Genomic DNA, 17,868 nt, shown 5'->3' on the forward strand with positions numbered 1-17,868 from the left:
CCGGTGGGCGGGCCGCGCCGGGGCCGACGACGGAACGGGCCGAGCGCATGGCCCGGTCCTGCCACGGGGCCCGGCGGATCGTCGCCCGGGCGGCCGTCGCAGCAGTGCGGTCAGCCGTGGGGCAGCGTCAGGCGGCGGGTCTCCCCCGGCGCGACCTGGAACGTCGTGTCCGCCAGCACCACCGTGATCGGCGGCTCCGCCGAGGGCGGCACGCCGATCCGCAGCTCGCCGGGGCTCAGCCCCAGGGTCACCCCCCAGTGGTTGCGGTAGCGGACCGACAGCCCGTAGTGGGACAGCTCGGGCAGGGGCACCGGATCCAGCAGCAGCGCGTCCTGACGGGTCTCCAGCCCGGTCAGGCCGCGCTGCACCAGGTCGAGCGTGCCCGCCATGGCGCCGAGGTGGATGCCCTCGCCGGTGGTGCCGCCCTGCAGGTCGGCGACGTCCCCTTCGAGTGCCTCACGGACGAACGACCAGGCCTCGGCGCGCCGTTGGCGGGCCAGCAGCCAGCCGTGGACGAGGCCGCTGAGGGTGGATCCGTGGCAGGTGCGGTGGAGGTAGTAGTCGACCGTGCGGTGCCACGTCTCGGCGTCCAGCCGGTATCCGAGGCGGTGGAAGAGGCCGGCCAGTTCGGACGGGGAGAACAGATAGCCCAGCATCAGCACATCGGCCTGTTTGGAGGCCTGGTAGTTGTTGACCGTGTCGCCCTCGGCCTCCAGGATCCGGTCCAGCCGCCGGATGTCGCCGTACCGTTCGCGGTATCCGCCCCAGTCCAGCTCGGCGAGGTCGCCGAAGCCGTCGAACTGGCTGATGACGCCCCGGTGGAAGGGCACCCGCAGCCGCCGCGAGATGTCCTCCCAGCTCTCGGGGTCGCCGTCCGTCAGCCCCACGTGCCCGAACAGCTCCTGCCGCCGGGGCTCGGGCAGGTCGCGGATCACGTCCAGGGCGCGGGCGAGCACCCAGGCGGCCGTGACGTTGGTGTACGCGTTGTCGTCGAGCCCGGGACCGGTGGCGTCCGGGTAGGCGTCGTGGTACTCGTCCGGTCCGACCACGCCACGGATGCAGTACCGGTCGTGGGCGGGGTCGAGCACGGCGCAGTCCGCCCAGAAGCGCGCGATCTGCAGCAGCATTTCGGCGCCCTTGGTCTGCAGGTACTCGGTGTCGCCGGTGGCCTGGCAGTACTGCCAGACGTTGTAGGCCACGGCCGAGCCGACGTGGTACTGGAGCCGGGAGTGGTCCGGGAGCCAGCGCCCCGAGCGGGGGTTGAGATGCAGCTGCTGGGTCTCCTCGCGTCCGTCGCTGCCGCTCTGCCACGGGTAGCGTGCCCCGGCCCGCCCCTCCTCGCCGGCCATCCGGCAGGCCTGGGGCAGCCGGCGGTGACGGTAGTTCAGCAGGGCCCGGGACACCTCCGGGAAGTGCAGGTTCAGATACGGCAGCACGAACAGCTCGTCCCAGAACACATGGCCCCGGTAGGCCTCGCCGTGCAGCCCGCGGGCCGGCACGCCGACGTCCAGTTCCGCGGTGTGCGGCGACAGCGTCTGCAGGACGTGGAAGAGGTGCAGCCGCAGGATGAGGCCCGCCTCGCCGGAGACGTCGAGCTCCGCGCGCCGCCACAGCTGCTCCCAGGCGGCTGCCTGGGACTCCAGGAGCCCGGCGAATCCGGGGGCGTCGGCCAGGTTGTCGAGGGCCGCCTGGAGGGGGTCGCTGATCGCCGGGTCGTGGGAGGTGTGCAGGGCGACGACCTTGTCGACGGTGACCGGGTGCTGGGGCGAGATCGGGAGGGTGAGCAGATGGGCGGCCCTCGCAGGGGTGATGTGCAGCCGGGCCGCGGTGGGGTCCGGGCCGGTGACGGTGGTGCGGGCGGCCATGCCGATTCCGATGTCGGAGCTGTTGGTGCGGCAGGTCAGCCAGACGGCGTCCGGCTCCAGGGCGCCGGTGTGCAGTCGCGTGAGATGGCTGCCGTTGAGGTCCCGGTAGCGGTGGACCCCGCCGTTGGTCACCTCGCCGTCGAGGGCCGACTCGACCACGATCTCGCCGGTCCAGCCCTCGGGGGTGAACTCGGTGCGCAGCGCGGCGAGATGCGGGTCCCCCATGTGGACGAGGCGGATCTGTTCGACGCGCAGCCGGCGCCCGTCCGGCTCCTCGTACCGGATGTGGCGGACGAGGGTGCCGCCGCGCAGGTCCAGGCCCTGCCGGTACTCCAGGAGTTCGGCCCCGTCCGGCGAGAACCACGGCTCCGAGCCGTCCTCGGTCCGGACGTGGAAGCGCAGTGGCAGCCAGTTGGGCAGGTTGACCATGTCCTCGTTCTCGATGCGGCGGTCCCCGACGATCGAATCCAGGCGGTTGTAGCAGCCCGCGGCGTAGGTGCCCGGGTAGTGCACGTCGTCGGCGACGCTCTCGGGCGTGGCCCCGCGGGTGGCGAAGTAGCCGTTGCCGAGGGTGCACAGGGATTCCCGCAGGCGTTCCTCCGGCGGGTGGTATCCGGTGTACTCCCAGGTCCACTCCGCCATGGTCACTCCCCCGCGGCCGCCGGGCCCGGACGCGCCAGCAGGTCGGCCAGGTCCCGGACCACGAGGTCCGCACCGTGCTCGCGCAGATCATCGGCGCTGGTCGGACCGGCGGTCCGGTCCACTCCGACGACCAGGGCGAACCCTCCGCGGCGGCCCGCTTCGACACCGGCGAGGGCGTCCTCGATCACGGCTGCGTCCGCGGCGGGGACGCCCAGCCGGCGGGCCGCCTCCAGGAAGAGCGCGGGGTGCGGCTTGCCCGGAAGTTCCAGCCGGGCGGCCTCGTTGCCGTCCACCACGGCCGCGAACCGTTCCCGGACGCCGGCCCGGGTGAGCAGCTCGGTGGCGTGCCGGGAGGCCGACACGGCGGCGCAGGGCACCCCGTGCCGGGCGAGCACGGTCAGCAGCCGGACCGTGCCGGGGTAGGGGGCGATGCCGTGCTCCCGCAGCCGGTCGGTGAACACCTGCTCCTTGCGGGCGGCCACGGCCCGGACGGTGGCGGTGCCGGGCGGGTCGTCGGGGCGGCCGTCGGGGAGGGCGAGCCCGCGGGCGGTGAGGAAGGCCGCGGCGCCGTCCAGCCGGGACTTGCCGTCCACGTACCGCCGGTAGTCCTCACGGAGGTCGAACGGCCTCCGGTCGACGGTGCGGTGGGCCCCGGTGGGCGGGGCGCGGGTGGGGGCGGCAGCGGTGCGCCGGTCCTCCGTGCCGCTGGGCCGGTCGTCCGTCAGCCGGTCGCCGCGTGACCGGTCGTCCGGCGGCGCGTCCGAGGGTGACCGGTCGTCCGCCGGCCCGTCCGAGGGTGACCGGTCGTCCGCCGGCCCGTCCGAGGGTGACCGGTCGTCCGCCGGCCCGTCCGAGGGTGACCGGTCGTCCGCCGGCGCGGCCCGCAGACAGGCGTCGAACGCGACCTTCCAGGCCGCGGCGTGCAGCCCGGCCGAGTCGGTGATCACCCCGTCGGTGTCGAACACCACGGCACGCAGGGGCGGCAGCACCGGCGGGTACGCGTCGCGCGGTGCGGCGCGTTCCGTTCCGGCTGGTGGGGCGTGGCCGTGGTGAGCACCCCGGTGCGACGGCCCCGGGGCTTCTTCGGACGCGCCGCCGGACGGGGACTCCGGTGCCGCGGCCCGCCCGGGCGCGGTGCCGTGCGACCTCCCGGGGTGGGGCGCGCGGAGGTTCGCACGGGGCTCGGCGGGCGCCGCGCCGGGGTGCTCCGGTGCGGCCCCGCGCCGCTCCTGGGGCGCTCTGCCGGGCCCGGCAGGTGTCGGGGCCATCGCCTCGTCCCTCCCTTCGCGGGGCTGCCCCTCCACTGTCGCCCGCGAGGGCCGGTCACGCAGCGCAGCGGGCCCGCCCGGGGCCGGGCCGGGCGCGACGGCTCAGGGCGACGGCCGCGGTGCCTGACCGGCCCTCCCGCTCGCGACTCCCCCGCGAGGTACCGGCCCGGTCGGGCCGGGGTCCGGCTGCTCGGGGGCGACGGCCGCGGAGGAGCGGACCGTGCCTCCGGCCCGTTCCTCCGCGGCTCCCGCGGGAGTGGCGGCCCCGGCCGGGCCCGGCGGTGGCCGCGGCTCCCTTGACACCGCCGGCCCCGGCCGGGCCCGGCGGTGTCAGCGGCCGAGCCCGTCCAGGTAGTCCCGGACCGCGCGGGTGCCGTCGGCCGGGGCCAGCAGGCCCACATGGTTGTCGGGGCGGACCAGCACCAGGGCGTCCCCGTCCGTTCCGTACGCGGACCGGGCGTGCCCGCCGTGATCGTCCAGGCCGGGAACCTGCCCTCCGGCCGCTGCCTGCGGCCCGGCGTCCACCGCGCACACCCGTACCGTGTCGCCCCGTTCCGCGGCGATCTCCCGCAGGGCGGCGGTGCTGCCCGCGCCGAAGCCGAGCAGGGTGAAGTGCGGCCCGGCGAAGACCTCGAAGAGGCGGCGGGGCGTACCGGTGGCGGTGTCCCGGCAGGGTGCGTCGGGCGCCCGGTCGCCGGCCCGCAGGCGGGTGTCCCCGTCGTCCCCGGCGGAGGCGTGTGCCGGAGAACCCGGGGCACGGGACGGCGCCCCGGGGGCCCCGGCCGGAGCTCCGGACGTGTCGTGCCGGCCGGACCGGTCCTGGCTGAGGGAGCTCCACCGGTAGCCCAGGCCCAGCGCGGACGTCTCGGGTGTGATCCCCGCTTCCAGCCCGCCGCCCGGCTTCTTGATCGCCTCCAGGACGGCGCGCATCCCCGCGGAGGAGGTTTCCAGCGTCCAGGCGGCGATCGGCAGGCGTTCCTCCTGGTAGGTGTCGAGGAGTCCCGGTCCCGCCAGGCCGGATGTGACCAGGGCGAGCTTCCAGCCGAGGTTGTGGGCGTCCTGGATGCCGGTGTTCATGCCCAGTCCGCCGGCGATGGAGTGGACGTGCGCGGCGTCTCCGGCGAGGAAGACCCTGCCCACCCGGTACCGGTCGACCATCCGTACGTTGACCCGGTAGGTCGACAGCAGGGTGGCCTCGGTCAGCCGGACGGCGGTGCCGGTGTGCCGGTCGCACAGCCGCTGGAAGCTCTCCAGCGACGGGGCGACGGGAGTCCCGTCGGCGTCGCGTTCGGGCGCGGCCTGGAACCACCAGCCGGACCGGGTGCCGGGGATCGGGCACAGCATGACGGCGCCGTCCTCGTCGAACCACTGGTGCCAGCGGTCGCGCTCGGGCCCCTCGGCCACGACGTCGCCGCAGACCATCGACTGTTCCGGTGCGGTCTCCCCCTCCAGCGGGACGCCGAGGAGTTTGCGGGTGGTGCTGTGGCCGCCGTCGCAGCCCACCAGGTAGCGCGCCGTGATGCGGCTGCCGTCGGCGAGCTCCGCCGTCACCCCGGTGTCGTCCTGGGCGAGGCCGGTGAGTTCGGCGCCCGGTTCGACGCGCACGCCGTACTCGGCGAGCCGGTCCCGGAGGACCTGCTCCAGCTGCCACTGGGCCATGAGCCGGCCCCGGTCGTAGGGGGCGCCGGGGGTGGGGCGGGAGTTCTCGAACGGATCGCTGTCGGCGATCCACCGGCCGTCGCGGTACTTGCGCAGCGCCAGAGGGGCGGAGCCGGTGGCCAGCACGGCGTCGAGGACGCCGAGGTTCTCCAGGACCTCCAGGGTCCGGGGGTTGGGGCCCTTGGCGCGCGAGGTGCGGACATGCCGCGGGGCACGGTCGATGACGCGCAGCGCGACGCCGCGCCGGGCGAGGTCGCAGGCGAGGGTCAGGCCGGTCGGCCCCGCCCCCACGATCAGCACGGTGGTCATGCGTAGCTCCTTGTCCCCGGTGTGTCGTACTCCGGTGGGCGGGCCCGGTTCCGCTCGCCGGTGGGGCCGGCGGCGTGCCCGGGGGTCGGTCCCGGCTGATCGCCGGTCGCGCCGGAGTCATGTCGTGCTCCGGCCCCCGAAGCAAAACGCAACTCGGTTAAAAACGCAACCCAGTAACGATCGATTCCCGGTCACGCAAGGTGCTACCGTGACGCCGTGAGCGAGCAGTCGGGCCTCCGGGCACGCAAGAAGGCACGGACGCACCAGGCCATCTCGGACGCGGCGATCACGCTGTTCCTGGAGCGCGGGTACGACGGAGTGTCGGTGGCGGAGGTCGCGGCGGCGGCCGAGGTCTCCAAGCCGACCCTGTTCCGGTACTTCCCGGCCAAGGAGGACCTGGTCCTGCACCGGATCGCCGATCATCAGGACGAGGCGGCACGGGTGGTGCGCGACCGCGCCCCCGGCCAGTCACCCCTGACCGCGCTGCACCGGCATCTGCACGAGCGGCTGCGGGCGCGCGATCCGGTCAGCGGCCTCAACGACCACCCTCAGGTGCTGGCCTTTCACGCCCTGCTGTACGCCACTCCGAGCCTGCTGGCCCGCCTGGTGCGGTACGGCTCGCGCAACGAGGAGGCGCTGGCCGGAGCCCTGGGCGAGGCGGTGTCCGCCGAACCCTCCGATCCGGCGCCGCGGCTGGCCGCCACTCAGATCGTCAACGTGCTCCAGGTCCTGGCCCGGGAGAACTGGCGGAAGCTGTCGGAGGGACGGACGGCCGACGAGGTCCACCCGGAGGCCGTCGCGGATGCCGACCGCGCGTTCGGGCTGCTCGGCGGGGGGCTGGCCGAGCGGTTCGGCTGAGCCGGGGACGGGGCCGGGCGGCTGCTCCGGGCCGGGCCCGATCCGCACCTCACCCGGACCCGGGCGTGACCTCTCGAAGGAGAGCCACCGGCGCCCGGCCCTGAACCACCGCCCGCTGCCGGTCCGTTCATCCCGTCCGGCAACGACGCAGAACCCACCCGCGCCTCACGGGCACGCCCTCAGGCCTCCAGGCCGATGTCGGTCGCCGAGAACAGCCTGCTCGCATTGGCGTCGAGCAGGGCGAAGCCCTGCACGATCTGGGCCGCCACCCGCCAGTCGCCGCTCCGCGGGTCCCGGCGCATCCGCCAGGCGTGGATGGCCTGCCCGGTGTACTCGTCGCTCCTGGCGGCCCCGGGTTCGCGGCTGCGGAGGAAGAAGCGGAGGCGGGTCCGGGCGTGCAGGGACCCGCGCGGGCTCTCCCGGGCGCCCAGGATCTGCAGGATCTCGTGGGATTCGTCGAAGAAGACCGACCGCGCCTCGAGGAAGTCGCCCAGCCCCGACTCCCCCTGCCACATCCGGCCTCCCGCGAAGCCGGTCTCGAAGTCCCCGGTGAGCACGGCGTCGTACATCTCGCGTAGCGAAGCGTGCGCCTGGAGGAGGTCGAAGTACCGCTCGACGGTGTCGAGGACAACGGCTTCGGGGGCGAGGGACACGGACATCGAAGCACCCTTCGGAAGGCGGCCCGTCCGGCCGGAGCCCCCGCCTCAGGCCGCGGGGAGCACCATGGGGATGACCGGCAGCACCATGCCCGCGTCGGTCGGCGCGGTGTGCGCCACCAGTTCGCCGGCCCGGGCCAGTTCGAGGAGGTCGGGCAGCTCGTAGGGCTCCGCGGCCGCGAGGTCGACCTGGTACCCGAGGTCGCCCAGGCTCGCCGCCGTCAGCCGGCTCAGCGGGTTCCCGGGGGTGGCGATGAACCCGGACATCAGCTCGTTGCGGAACACCGTCTCCCGCCAGTGGCCGTCGGCGGTTCCGGGCCCACCGGTGTTCTCCACCGGAACCGGTGCCGGTGTACCACCGAGGAGTTGTCCGTGCTCGTCCATGGCCCCGTCGCCGATGAAATTCGGATTGGCCGTCCGGGGATCCTTGAGGAGGCCCTTGGGCTCCCAGAGGGTGCCGATGCCCAACACATGCCCCATTTCATGGGTGATGACATCGTTGAGCGTCTCCTCGGATTCCATCCGGGCCAGATCCGAGGTGTCGAACGACATGATGCCGCGCACCGGGAGAAGGGCCGAGGGATCCGCGCCCGGTGGCCGCAGATGCGTCGGACCGGCCTGCCCCAGAATCTTTCCGGTGCCGTCGATGGGAACGCCCTGAGCGAGGATCAGGATGTCGTCGATGACGTCGCCGCCGAGCACGACGGTCGGCAGATCACCGACGATGACGCGGGCCCACCGGTCCGCGGCCTGCACGAATGCCTGCTCCTGACCGCTGGTGAGCCCTCCGACGAATTGCACCTCGATGGTGAACGGTGATGTCGTGGCAGCCAGTTCACGTGCCCTGGAGAGCTCGGCGACTGCCTTGTAGGTGCGGTGCTGGCACATGGCCGCTCCTCAGCCGAGAATCGATTTGTTCCCCCTGACCGAGCATAGGAGAAAGGCCTGCCCCATCGCTTGTTGAGCGGTCGAGAATTGAAAGGGAAACAAGTGCGGAAGACATCCGCATTCATGGCACGGATTACGCCGTTCGAGTGAGCGGGACATGCCTTTCGGGTCCACAATGGAGGAAGCGGCCGCACACACCACCCCTCAGCACGCACAAGAATGAGACCAGGAGGCGGCTGTGATTACCGCGCAGCGCCCGGCGCAGGCGCAACCCGACTACCTCTCCCGCATGGAGGAGACCCTCCGCCGCTACGACGACCGCGCCACAGAGCGGGAGCAGGGCCGCGAGGCACTGGACCGCCGCGGCGTCCTGTACGCGGACACTCCGGAGCGGGTCAACAAACGTCTGGCGCGGCTGGGTGTGGACTGGTCGCTGGCCAGCGCACTCGACCGGACTCCCGCCCGGGCCACCACGGGCAGCAGTCTGCCCCTGGAACCGGAGAGCTTCGGCGCCGACGTCCTCGGCCTGGAACGCCTCATGGGCCGGAACGATCTGATCGAGGTCCGGTTCCTGCAGGCCGGCTATCTGGCGGGACGGTCGATCGGGCGGGTGACGGTCCGCGGACGCGAGGCCCACCACGGCACCGGTTTCATGGTGTCCCCGTCCCTGCTGATGACCAACAACCATGTGCTGCGCACCGCGGAGGAGGCGAGCCGCGGGATCATCGCGTTCAACTTCGAGGCCGGGGTGACCGGCCGGCCGCTCGCCCCGGTGACCTTCGACCTGCAGCCGGAGCGGTTCTTCGTCACCGACCACGCCCTCGACTTCTCGCTGGTCGCGGTGGCCGGGCGCGGGCCGGACGGCGTTCCGCTCGATTCCTTCGGCCATCTGCGGCTGAGCGAGGCGCAGGGCATGGTCATCCTGGGAGAGCTGGTCAACATCATCCAGCACCCCAACGGTGAGCCCAAGCAGTTGGCGCTGCGGGAGAACCAGGTCGTGGACCTGCTCGAGATGTTCGTGCACTACGACACCGACACCGCACCGGGTTCGTCGGGCTCGCCGGTCTTCAACGACCAGTGGGAGGTCGTCGCCCTGCACCACTCGGGCGTTCCGCGGACCGACGCCGCGGGGGATCTGCTCGCCGTCGACGGCACCCGCTGGAGCCCGGAGATGGGCGAACAGCGGCTGGCGTGGAAGGCCAACGAGGGCGTACGGATCAGCCGGGTGCTGGACGCGCTGCGGCAGTTCCCGCTGAGCACCACCGCCGCCGAGCTGCGGGAGCAGGTGTTCGCGGCGGACGGCGGACCGCTTCCGGACGAGGGCACTCCCTCCCCGGCGACAGCATCCCCGGCGACGCTCTCCCCGGGGGCGGGGCCGGCATCCGCGGCGCACGGCACGAACGGCTCGGCCGGCAACGGGAAGGCCCCGTCGATACCCCAGGCGGCCGCCACCGGCGCGGCCCCGGCGACCGCACCCGGCACCGCCGGCGGCGTCATGCAGTGGACGGTTCCGCTGCGGGTCAGCGTGGGCGTCGGCCTGTCGGCCCCCGGGATCTCCGTCGCTCCCGGGCCCGTTCCGCCCGTGGCCGCGGCGGCCCCGGCCGCCGGACCGGCCGGCGGCGCCACGCCTGCGGCTCCCCCGGTGGAGCTGAACGGGCATCGGCCCGCCGACCAGGACGTCCATGCCGCGCTGGTCAATCTGGAGGCCGGCCGGACCCGCCCGTACTACGAGGCCGAGGAGGACCGGGCCGCGCGCGAGGCCTACTACGCGGACATCCGGACCACCTCCGCTTCCGGGCTGCTCCGCGCCCTGGCCCGGCTGCTGGAGTCCACCCACGAGCGCCGGCCCGCGTACAAGCCGATGCGGATGGTCTACCCGTGGGTGGATCTCCACCCGGATCTGCAACTGCGCAGCATCTACTCCGGGAAGAACTTCTCGCCGGAGGAGTTCATCCGGGCGGACGCCGCCGCGGAGGACGCCCGGATCGGGCGCTGGGAGGAGTTCCTGCGGCGCGAGAGCGCCCCGGATCCGTCCGCCCTCGGTGCCGAGCTCGACGCCCTGGAGGCGGCCCTGCCGTTCAACTGCGAGCACGTGGTCCCGCAGTCCTGGTTCGGCAAGGACGAGCCGATGCGCGGCGACCTGCACCATCTGTTCGCCTGCGAGTCGGGGTGCAACAGCTTCCGCGGCAACATCCCCTACTTCGACTTCCCCGACCGGGAGGAAGCCGTCCGGAACGACTGCGGGCGCCGGGAGACGAAGAAGTTCGAGCCGTCGGCGGGGAAGGGCACGGTGGCCCGGGCCACCCTCTACTTCCTGCTGCGCTACCCGAAGCTCATCGGCGACGCCGAGGGCGAGTTCCCGCAGGAGCGCCTGGACCTGCTGCTGTCCTGGCACGCCGAGGACCCGGTGAGCGACTACGAACGGCACCGCAATGCGGCGATCTTCGAGATCCAGGGCAACCGGAACCCGCTGATAGACAACCCGCAGTGGGCGGAAGAGATCGACTTCAGCGCCGCCTGGCCGTGAGCGTCGCCGGGCCCGGGGACCCGTGACCAAGTGGCCCCACCGGCAGAAGTAGCCCCACCGGCGGCCCGCAAAGAGGCGGTGCCGCCGGTGACGGGTGCCCCCGGGGGCTCAGGGGTCGAGGCCCCCTCAGCCGCGCGGACCCACGAACAGGCTCTGCGCACTCCGGCCGATGGGCCCGTTCTCGTCGTGCAGCGCCGCCTCGGCCAGGCCGATGCCGGCCGCGTCCACGCTCGTCCGGGCGTCCACGCACACCCACTCCCCCACCGGGTGGCGGTGCAGATGGACGGTCAGGTCGGGGTTGACGAAGAGCTGCGACCGGAAGTCGAGGACGTTGCTGATGCCGTTGCCGGAGTCCGCCGCCAGCAGGACCCGCTCCAGGCCCCCGGTCCGCTCGCCCGCGACCAGCGGCACCCGCGGCCGCATCCAGCAGGTGGCCGGGCCGTTCTCGACGAACTCCCCGGCGGCGAACCGGAATTCCATCGCCGTGTGGTAGCCGGTGTCCCACGGGACCTCGAAGAACGTCCTGGTCCCGGACTTCTCGGGGGCGGGCACCTGCGGCCCGGGAACCACGGCCGGTACGCAGTCCTCGGCCGTCCGGATCCGCACCGCGGTGGCGCGCATCACCGGGTCACCGCCCTCGGGCGTCAGGGAGAGCTCCAGCAGCTCCACGCTCCGGCCGGCGCGGGCCACCCGGACGTCGACGGCGAGCGGCACGATCGGCACGGGGCGGATGATCTCGTAGCTGATCCGGACCAGCCTCATGTCCTCGCGCGCACCGGTCCGGCGTTCGGCCGCCCGGGCGAGGAGCGCGGCGGGCGGCCCCGCGTGCTGGGAGTCCGGGTCCCACGGCCCCCGGGTGCACTCCGTCGGTGCGTAACGGCCCTCGGCGAGCGGCTCGAAGAAGGCGTCCGGAGCGTCGGACGGTGCTGCCATGGCTGAATCCTCCCCGCGTACGACCTGCCGGAGGAGGCGCCGTGCCCGCACCGGCTGCTGGCGAACCGCCAGGTTACCTGTCAGTAGCAGGAGGTGCGAGGCCCGGACCACCCGTGGGGCGGATCCACCCGCCGACCCGGCCCGCCACCCTCCGGCCCCGATCCACCCGCTGGACACGGCGCACCCCTTGCCGGGCGCGGGAGTTGGTGGTTCAGTGGCTCATCCACTGAGCCACTGAACCATCCGCTCTCGGCCACCGAGGAGAACCGTGGAGACCCTGCCGCGCGAGACCGTCGTCGACGTCCTGGAGAACCGGCTGCGCGAGGACATCCTCACCGGCCGGCACCCCACCGGCAGCTATCTGCCGCCCGAGCGGGAACTCGCGACCGGCTACGGGGTCACCCGCACCACCCTCAAACACGCCTTCGGCCGGCTGGTCCACGCCGGACTGCTGGAGACCCGGCACGGCGTCGGCACCCGGGTGCGGGACTACGCGCGGCTGGGCGGGGCGGACCTGCTGCCGATGCTGGTCCGGCACAGCCCCGACTGGCTGGGCGAGATCTTCGAGGTACGCCGTTCCATCGGTGCCCTGATCGCGGCCCGCGCCGCCTCGCAGCGCACCCCGGCCCAGCTCGCCGAACTGCGCGGCCTGCTGGCCGCGGTGGCCGGCGCCGAGGGCGGGGACCCGGCGCAGCTGGCGGACTCCGAGGTGCACCGGGCGCTGGCCCGGGCGACCGGCAACCGGGTCTACACGCTGCTGACCAACACCCTGTTCAACGCCTACCTGCCGGTGCGGGCGCATCTCGTGGAGCCGTTCCGGGACCCGGGGGCGGCGCACGCCCGGCTGGCCCCGGTCGTCGAGGCCGTCGCGGGGGGCGACGCCGACGCGGCGCGGACCGCGGCCGACGCGTATCTGACGGCCACCGAGCGCATCATGCTCGATGCGCTGGGCGCCGCCTGATGGCCGCCCGCGGAACGGAGTTCACCGAGACCATGACCGGCTCGGTCCGCCTGCCGGGCGAGGACCGGGACCGGCCCGCGCGCCTGGACCTCGCCGTGCGGACGGACACGCTGCTGCTGCCGCACCGGACCACCGAAGGACGGCTGACGGGCCGGGTGCGGATCGCGGGATGGGCCGACGACCCCGCGGCCCGGGGCACCCTGGAGATCTCCCCGCTGGCCCGCCGCCGGATCCGGTACCGGATCGACTTCACCGCGGACGGCCGCCGCCACCACGTCGACGGCTGGAAGTCGGTGTCGCCGCTGCGGCCGCTGACGTCGCTGACCGTGCTGCCGTTCACCCTGCTGACGGACGCTGCGCCGGCGGGGCGGGGCACCGTGCGCTTTCCCCTGGCCACGGCGCTGCTGCCGTTCCTCGCGAGCTTCCGCTTCCCGCGTGCCGGAGAGGCCGGGTCCCTGGTCGGCGCGGCGCACGCGGAGGTGGGCGACCGGTGAGCCGCGCACTCGACGGTCTCGTCGCCGCCCTGCTCGCCGACGACGGCGGGACGCCGTGGGCAGGGCGGGTGCCCGGCCGGCTCGGTGGCCTGCTCGGCGCGATGCCCGGGCCCGCCCGGGTGGGGGTGTCCGGCGCGGCGGCGGCCCTGGACGCGTACGCCGCGGTGCGCACCGGCCGGCGGCTGTCCGGCCTCACCCCGGCGGAGCGGGAAGCGCTGATCGGCCGGGTGGCGGACCGGCCGGCCCTGCTGCCGCTGCTGGACGCGCTCAAAGTCCCGGTGATGCTCGCCGCGGGGACCGAGCGGATGCTCCACGAGACCGGCACCGGCCCCGTGTACGGCGGCAGCAGCGGAAGCGCCGTTCCCGCCGTGCCGCCGCCCGCCGACCCGCCGCTGGACTGCGTCCCGTCGGCGCGGTGGCCGGACCGGTCGACCGCCGATGTCGTGGTCATCGGCTCGGGCGCGGGCGGCGCCGTCGCGGCCCGTACGTTCGCCCGCGCCGGTATGCGGGTCGTCGTCCTGGAGGAGGGCCGGCACCACACCACGGCGGACTTCGGACGGCGGGCACCGCTGGACCGGTTCGCGGAGCTCTACCGGGACGGCGGCGCCACCGCCGCACTGGGCAACCCGCCGGTCCTGCTGCCGGTGGGCCGTGCGGTGGGCGGCACCACGGTGGTCAACTCCGGTACCTGCTACCGCACTCCGGACCGGGTGCTGGCCCGCTGGCGCGAGCGGTACGGGCTTCCGCTGGCCGACGCGTCGGCATTCGCCGCCCGCCTCGATGCCGTGGAGCGGACCCTCCGCGTCGCCACCCAGCCCCTGGACGTCCTGGGCGGCAACGGCCGCACCGCGCTCCGCGGCGCGGAACGGCTGGGCTGGGCGGCCGGACCGCTGCGCCGCAACGCCCCGGGCTGCCGGGGCTCCTGCCAGTGCGTGGTGGGCTGTCCGACCGGGGCCAAGCAGAGCGTCCAGCTGTCGGTGCTGCCCGACGCGTGCGCGGCGGGCGCCCGGATCGTCACCTCGGCGACCGTTCAGCGGGTGCTCACCGACCCCGACCGGCCGGGCGGGCCGCGCGCCGCCGGTGTCGCCGCGCGGCGGCCGGACGGCACGCGGTTCGAGATCCTCGGCCCGCTCGTCGTCGTCGCGGCGGGCGCCCTCCAGACCCCGCCGCTGCTGCGCCGCTCGGGCCTGGGCGGCCATCCGGAGCTGGGGCGCAACCTCGCGGTCCACCCGGCGGCGAGCGTCGCGGGGCGCTTCCCGGAGCCGGTCACGGCGTGGCAGGGGGTGCTGCAGAGCGTCGGTGTGGAGGAGCTGCACCACGACGGCATCCTCATCGAAGCGACCGCCGGGCCGCCGGGTATGGGCTCGTTCGTGCTGCCCGGCGTGGGCCGCGCCCTGCGCCGCGAGCTGGAGGGAACCGGCTCACTCGCCACCCTCGGCGCGATGATCGCCGACCGTCCGTCGGGCCGGGTGCTGGGCCGCCGGCGCGGCCTCGTCCGCTACGACCTCGACCCGGGGGACGGCGCCCGGCTGCTGCGCGCGGTGGACGCGATGGGTGAACTGCTCTTCGCCGCCGGGGCCGAGGAGGTACTGACCGGTATCCCGGCCGCGCCCCGGGCCCGGTCCCGCGAGCACCTGGCCGAGCTGCTGCGCGGGGTGACGGCACGGCAGCTGCACCTGTCCGCCTTCCACCCCACGGGGACGGTGGCCCTCGGCGCCGACCCGGAGACCGCTCCCGCGGACCCGCAGGGGTGGCTGCGCGGGGTGCGGGGCGTCCTGATCGCGGACGGTTCCGCGCTGCCGAGCTGCCCCGAGGTGAATCCGCAGCTCACCATCATGGCGACGGCCCTGGCGCTGACGGAGGCCGCGGCGGCGGACGCGGGAGAGGCGGGCTGCTGAGGGGCGTGCCGAGGTCTGTGGCCCGTGGTCCGTGGTCCGTGGGCTGCCGGTTCGTACGGACGCGGCTCGGACAGCCGGCGGCCCGGGGGCGGCGGTCGGACCAGTCGTCGACCGTGGACGCACATCGACCGGCGACGGGGAATTCCGCGGCAAGCACGGACCGCTTCGGCACCCCACGGACAACGGAATATGCGCCGAGATGCCTGGCCCGTAAGAAGGAAGTACGCCCATGGACCGGAACGCAACACCACACCCGCGGAGCACCTGATCTCAACAGCGTGCAACACTACGAGAACAACTCCCGCGGATCACGGATGAAATACGCCTGAATTCACACCGACTCCCGGACGGGAGGGAGGAATCCGGCACGCGCCCATCGTTCAGAGGGCGTGAACGATCACGTTCCGGCGGTCTAATAGGTTGCCCTGGTGCACCATTTCCCCTGGTGGGACGGGATGCAGGCGTCGAGCCGGGCAGAGACCGGAAGGACAGGGGCGGACAGGCGGAAGGGGAAGCCGCGCGGCGCCGGATTCCGCACCCCGGGGGCCTCTGCGGAATTCCCCGCCCTCCCCCGCCATTTCGGCTGTGAACGCAGACTTCGCCCTCCCGGGGTGGCGGAGTACCGCGTTCCTCTTGATACGGTCATCCGGTCCCCGCGAGGGGCTGTTGCACCCCGGACACGCCCCTGCCCATTGCGGGACCTGTGCTTCTCGGGTTCACCATGCCGGCCCGCGCGGAAATCCCATCCCCCACCCCATGGAGTCATGTCGCATGACTGCACCACAGCCTGGTTCCTCCACCGGATCCCGTTCCCGTGGCGCCCACCGGCGCCGGGTCCGGATCGTGCCGATCGCCCTCGCCGTCGCGGCCGGAACCATCGCCGGAACGGTGACCGTGCTGTCCTCGGACGACGGCGCGAACGCCTCCACCGAGTACGGCCGGGCCGACGACCGGTCCACCGCCCCGCGCACCGCCGCCCCGGCGGACACCGCGCCCCCGGCGGAGGAGCCCACCGCGGAGCCGTCCGCGACGAAGCAGCGCAGCCGCGCGGCGCGTTACGAGGCGGAGATACTCCGGCTCGTCAACAAGGCACGCAAGCAGCACGGCTGCGAGCCGCTGCACAACGACAAGCGGCTGGCGAAGGCCGCCCGGCTGCACAGCGAGGACATGAAGGCTCACAACTTCTACGCCCACACCCCTCCGGGCGGCGGCCCGGACCCGAAGGAGCGGATGGAGGCGCAGGGCTACGAGGACGCCCACGCGGAGAACATCGACGCCTGGGAGCGCACACCCGAGGGCGCCTTCCGGGCCTGGATGGAGAGCCCGGGCCACCGGAAGAACATCCTCAGCTGCTCGTCCAAGGCGAGCGGCGTGGGCGTCGCGATCGGCGGCAAGCTCCGGGCTTACTGGACGCAGGACTTCGGCTACAAGTAGGCGGTACAGCCAACTGCGGCATCACCGTCCGCAACGCGTAGAGGCGCCCTCACTGAAAGCCCACAACACACCCCCGGGCCAGGCCGTCAGCACCTGGCCCGGGGCTCTTCGTTCCGGTCGAGGCGCATATTTCCTTGCCTCCGCCGGCATCGCCGCAACTCTGATCCGCTACCGCCGCCGGTCTCGCCTGAGATGATGCTCAGGTATTGGCACCTCGTGCTGTGACCTGCCAGCGGTCGATCACCTCGCGGTCTCGGACGACCAGCAGCTCATCGGCAAGATTCACCGGCGTGCATATGTGGTTGGGGACGACAGCGACCAACGAACCGAGGCGTGGCCCTTGCACGCCTTCTGGAAGCCGGACCACGGCGTGGTGCTCCCACAGCCCGGTGATGGTTCCCTGTGGGAACTGGGGCAGGTAGCCGTGGCCCGTTACCCAGGACGACCGGTCGGAGCCGAGAACCTTGCTACCGACATCAAGCACAAAGCGATCCGGGGCGGGAACGCTGATCACAGTCGACGCGGCGACCAGCGCGAGATCCCCCACCCCGCAGGTGCCGATGGCCAGCTGGGTGGCGTCATTGAAGACGTAGACGCCGGGCCGCAACTCGTTCACCGCGCCCGGCTGCCACTGCCCCACCGTCGGTGTCGACCCGCCACTGATCACCCGGATGTCGAGCCCAAGGTCCCGCAGCACCTGTGCGGCCTCGCCCAGCATGCGCTCCTCGTCCCGTGCTGCACGCTCGCGTGCCCGCGCATCATGACCGTAGCCGTGTCCCGGGAACGTGAAAACGCCGACAACATCCAGTCCCGCGTCGGAGGCAGCCTTCCCGACCTCACCAGCAGCGTGAGGCTGCACTCCCGTCCGATGGCTCCCGCTGTCGACCTCGACGAGCACCTCGACCGGCCGGGCGCTGCCACGCACTGCATTCCCCAGCCGCTGCGCGCCTGCGATCGACTCCACGCCGACTCTCAGGGCAACTCCGTCCGCCAACCGGCGCAGCCGCGGCGCCTTGTCGGCATCGAGCCACACGGGGTAGGCGATGAACAGGTCGTCCACGCCGGCCCGGGCGAATGCCTCGGCCTCGCCGATCGTGGCCACCGACAACCCGCGCGCGCCGGACCGAAGCTGGCGGTCGGCGATCTGTGCGCACTTGTGACTCTTGGCGTGCGGACGCAGCGCGAACCCTTGGGACCGCGAAGCCTCAGCCATCCGCGCGATGTTTCTGTCCAGCACATCCGGATCGACCACGAGCGCCGGCGTAGCCAGCCCATCGGGCAGCGGTATCGCCACCTCTTGCCTCCCACCATGAAACACGTCGAGATGATCATCACATGTCAGCGCACCAGAGCCACACGGCCATCGCCAACAGGACGCGTACACCAAGATCCAGGCCGTCGACCGCTGAGCCGATCGGTGACGCCCCACAAGTGACCGGAGCGGGCCCCGATTCACCGGCTGCTCCGGTACTCGCG

General features: G+C 73.4%; 13 protein-coding genes. 6 read left to right on the forward strand and 7 right to left on the reverse strand.

All coding sequences use genetic code 11. The annotated features are described in order from the left end of the window. Nucleotides 1-110: 110 nt before the first annotated feature. The 3 genes from ACFYYR_RS06940 to ACFYYR_RS06950 all read right to left on the reverse strand — a co-directional run bounded on the left by ACFYYR_RS06940 (nucleotide 111) and on the right by ACFYYR_RS06950 (nucleotide 5,743). Nucleotides 111-2,507 carry a glycoside hydrolase family 65 protein gene (locus tag ACFYYR_RS06940; RefSeq protein WP_388847755.1) on the reverse strand — a complete coding sequence of 799 codons (2,397 nt, stop codon included), beginning with the start codon at nucleotides 2,505-2,507 and terminating at the stop codon, nucleotides 111-113. 2 nt (nucleotides 2,508-2,509) lie between these two features. Further along, nucleotides 2,510-3,496, reverse strand: a complete 987-nt coding sequence (locus ACFYYR_RS06945) for an HAD-IA family hydrolase (protein WP_388848141.1) — start codon at nucleotides 3,494-3,496, stop codon at nucleotides 2,510-2,512. A 609-nt stretch (nucleotides 3,497-4,105) separates the two neighbouring features. Continuing rightward, nucleotides 4,106-5,743 carry an FAD-dependent monooxygenase gene (locus ACFYYR_RS06950; protein ID WP_388847757.1) on the reverse strand — a complete coding sequence of 546 codons (1,638 nt, stop codon included), beginning with the start codon at nucleotides 5,741-5,743 and terminating at the stop codon, nucleotides 4,106-4,108. 216 nt (nucleotides 5,744-5,959) lie between these two features. Between ACFYYR_RS06950 and ACFYYR_RS06955 the strand changes: the two genes are divergently transcribed. Next, nucleotides 5,960-6,601 (forward strand): TetR/AcrR family transcriptional regulator, encoded by a 642-nt coding sequence (locus ACFYYR_RS06955; protein WP_388847759.1) that lies wholly within the window; start codon nucleotides 5,960-5,962, stop codon nucleotides 6,599-6,601. Nucleotides 6,602-6,780: 179 nt separating this feature from the next. Here ACFYYR_RS06955 and ACFYYR_RS06960 read toward each other — a convergent pair whose 3' ends face one another. Together ACFYYR_RS06960 and ACFYYR_RS06965 are read right to left on the reverse strand one after the other, a co-directional pair. Continuing rightward, nucleotides 6,781-7,260 carry a hypothetical protein gene (locus ACFYYR_RS06960; protein WP_388847761.1) on the reverse strand — a complete coding sequence of 160 codons (480 nt, stop codon included), beginning with the start codon at nucleotides 7,258-7,260 and terminating at the stop codon, nucleotides 6,781-6,783. 45 nt (nucleotides 7,261-7,305) lie between these two features. Next, a complete protein-coding gene (locus ACFYYR_RS06965) occupies nucleotides 7,306-8,145 on the reverse strand; it encodes a leishmanolysin-related zinc metalloendopeptidase (protein ID WP_388847763.1) in 840 nt (279 codons plus the stop codon). 238 nt (nucleotides 8,146-8,383) lie between these two features. Between ACFYYR_RS06965 and ACFYYR_RS06970 the strand changes: the two genes are divergently transcribed. Further along, on the forward strand, nucleotides 8,384-10,672 hold the full coding sequence (locus tag ACFYYR_RS06970) for an endonuclease (protein WP_388847765.1): 2,289 nt from the start codon (nucleotides 8,384-8,386) through the stop codon (nucleotides 10,670-10,672). A 126-nt stretch (nucleotides 10,673-10,798) separates the two neighbouring features. On the opposite strand, the gene ACFYYR_RS06975 is transcribed toward ACFYYR_RS06970, so the two are convergent. Next, the gene (locus tag ACFYYR_RS06975) at nucleotides 10,799-11,605 is read right to left on the reverse strand and encodes a thioesterase family protein (protein WP_388847767.1); all 807 of its coding nucleotides are present in this window, start codon (nucleotides 11,603-11,605) and stop codon (nucleotides 10,799-10,801) included. A 268-nt stretch (nucleotides 11,606-11,873) separates the two neighbouring features. Between ACFYYR_RS06975 and ACFYYR_RS06980 the strand changes: the two genes are divergently transcribed. From ACFYYR_RS06980 to ACFYYR_RS06995, 4 genes are all read left to right on the forward strand, one after another. Further along, a complete protein-coding gene (locus tag ACFYYR_RS06980) occupies nucleotides 11,874-12,566 on the forward strand; it encodes a FadR/GntR family transcriptional regulator (protein WP_388847769.1) in 693 nt (230 codons plus the stop codon). Next, nucleotides 12,566-13,060 carry a hypothetical protein gene (locus ACFYYR_RS06985; protein WP_388847771.1) on the forward strand — a complete coding sequence of 165 codons (495 nt, stop codon included), beginning with the start codon at nucleotides 12,566-12,568 and terminating at the stop codon, nucleotides 13,058-13,060. The genes ACFYYR_RS06980 and ACFYYR_RS06985 overlap by 1 nt, the downstream gene beginning before the upstream one ends. Continuing rightward, complete coding sequence (locus ACFYYR_RS06990) at nucleotides 13,057-14,958, forward strand: GMC family oxidoreductase N-terminal domain-containing protein (RefSeq protein ID WP_388847773.1); 1,902 nt, start codon at nucleotides 13,057-13,059, stop codon at nucleotides 14,956-14,958. The genes ACFYYR_RS06985 and ACFYYR_RS06990 overlap by 4 nt, the downstream gene beginning before the upstream one ends. A gap of 771 nt (nucleotides 14,959-15,729) precedes the next feature. Then, nucleotides 15,730-16,392, forward strand: coding sequence for a CAP domain-containing protein (locus ACFYYR_RS06995; RefSeq protein ID WP_388847775.1), 663 nt, complete (start codon nucleotides 15,730-15,732; stop codon nucleotides 16,390-16,392). Nucleotides 16,393-16,591: 199 nt separating this feature from the next. Here the strand turns inward: ACFYYR_RS06995 and ACFYYR_RS07000 are convergent, their stop codons facing one another. Next, nucleotides 16,592-17,686 (reverse strand): alanine racemase, encoded by a 1,095-nt coding sequence (locus ACFYYR_RS07000; RefSeq protein WP_388847777.1) that lies wholly within the window; start codon nucleotides 17,684-17,686, stop codon nucleotides 16,592-16,594. Between the last annotated feature and the right edge of the window lie 182 nt (nucleotides 17,687-17,868).

Origin of the sequence: Streptomyces sp. NPDC001922, from assembly GCF_042891165.1 — a bacterium.
Classification (GTDB): Bacteria; Actinomycetota; Actinomycetes; order Streptomycetales; family Streptomycetaceae; genus Streptomyces.

Bases quoted from the DNA above. Each gene is read 5' to 3' on its own strand.
- ACFYYR_RS06940 (WP_388847755.1), bottom strand. From the start codon at position 2,507: ATGGCGGAGTGGACCTGGGAGTACACCGGATACCACCCGCCGGAGGAA.
- ACFYYR_RS06950 (WP_388847757.1), bottom strand. From the start codon at position 5,743: ATGACCACCGTGCTGATCGTGGGGGCGGGGCCGACCGGCCTGACCCTC.
- ACFYYR_RS06960 (WP_388847761.1), bottom strand. From the start codon at position 7,260: ATGTCCGTGTCCCTCGCCCCCGAAGCCGTTGTCCTCGACACCGTCGAG.
- ACFYYR_RS06965 (WP_388847763.1), bottom strand. From the start codon at position 8,145: ATGTGCCAGCACCGCACCTACAAGGCAGTCGCCGAGCTCTCCAGGGCA.
- ACFYYR_RS06975 (WP_388847767.1), bottom strand. From the start codon at position 11,605: ATGGCAGCACCGTCCGACGCTCCGGACGCCTTCTTCGAGCCGCTCGCC.
- ACFYYR_RS06985 (WP_388847771.1), top strand. From the start codon at position 12,566: ATGGCCGCCCGCGGAACGGAGTTCACCGAGACCATGACCGGCTCGGTC.
- ACFYYR_RS06995 (WP_388847775.1), top strand. From the start codon at position 15,730: ATGACTGCACCACAGCCTGGTTCCTCCACCGGATCCCGTTCCCGTGGC.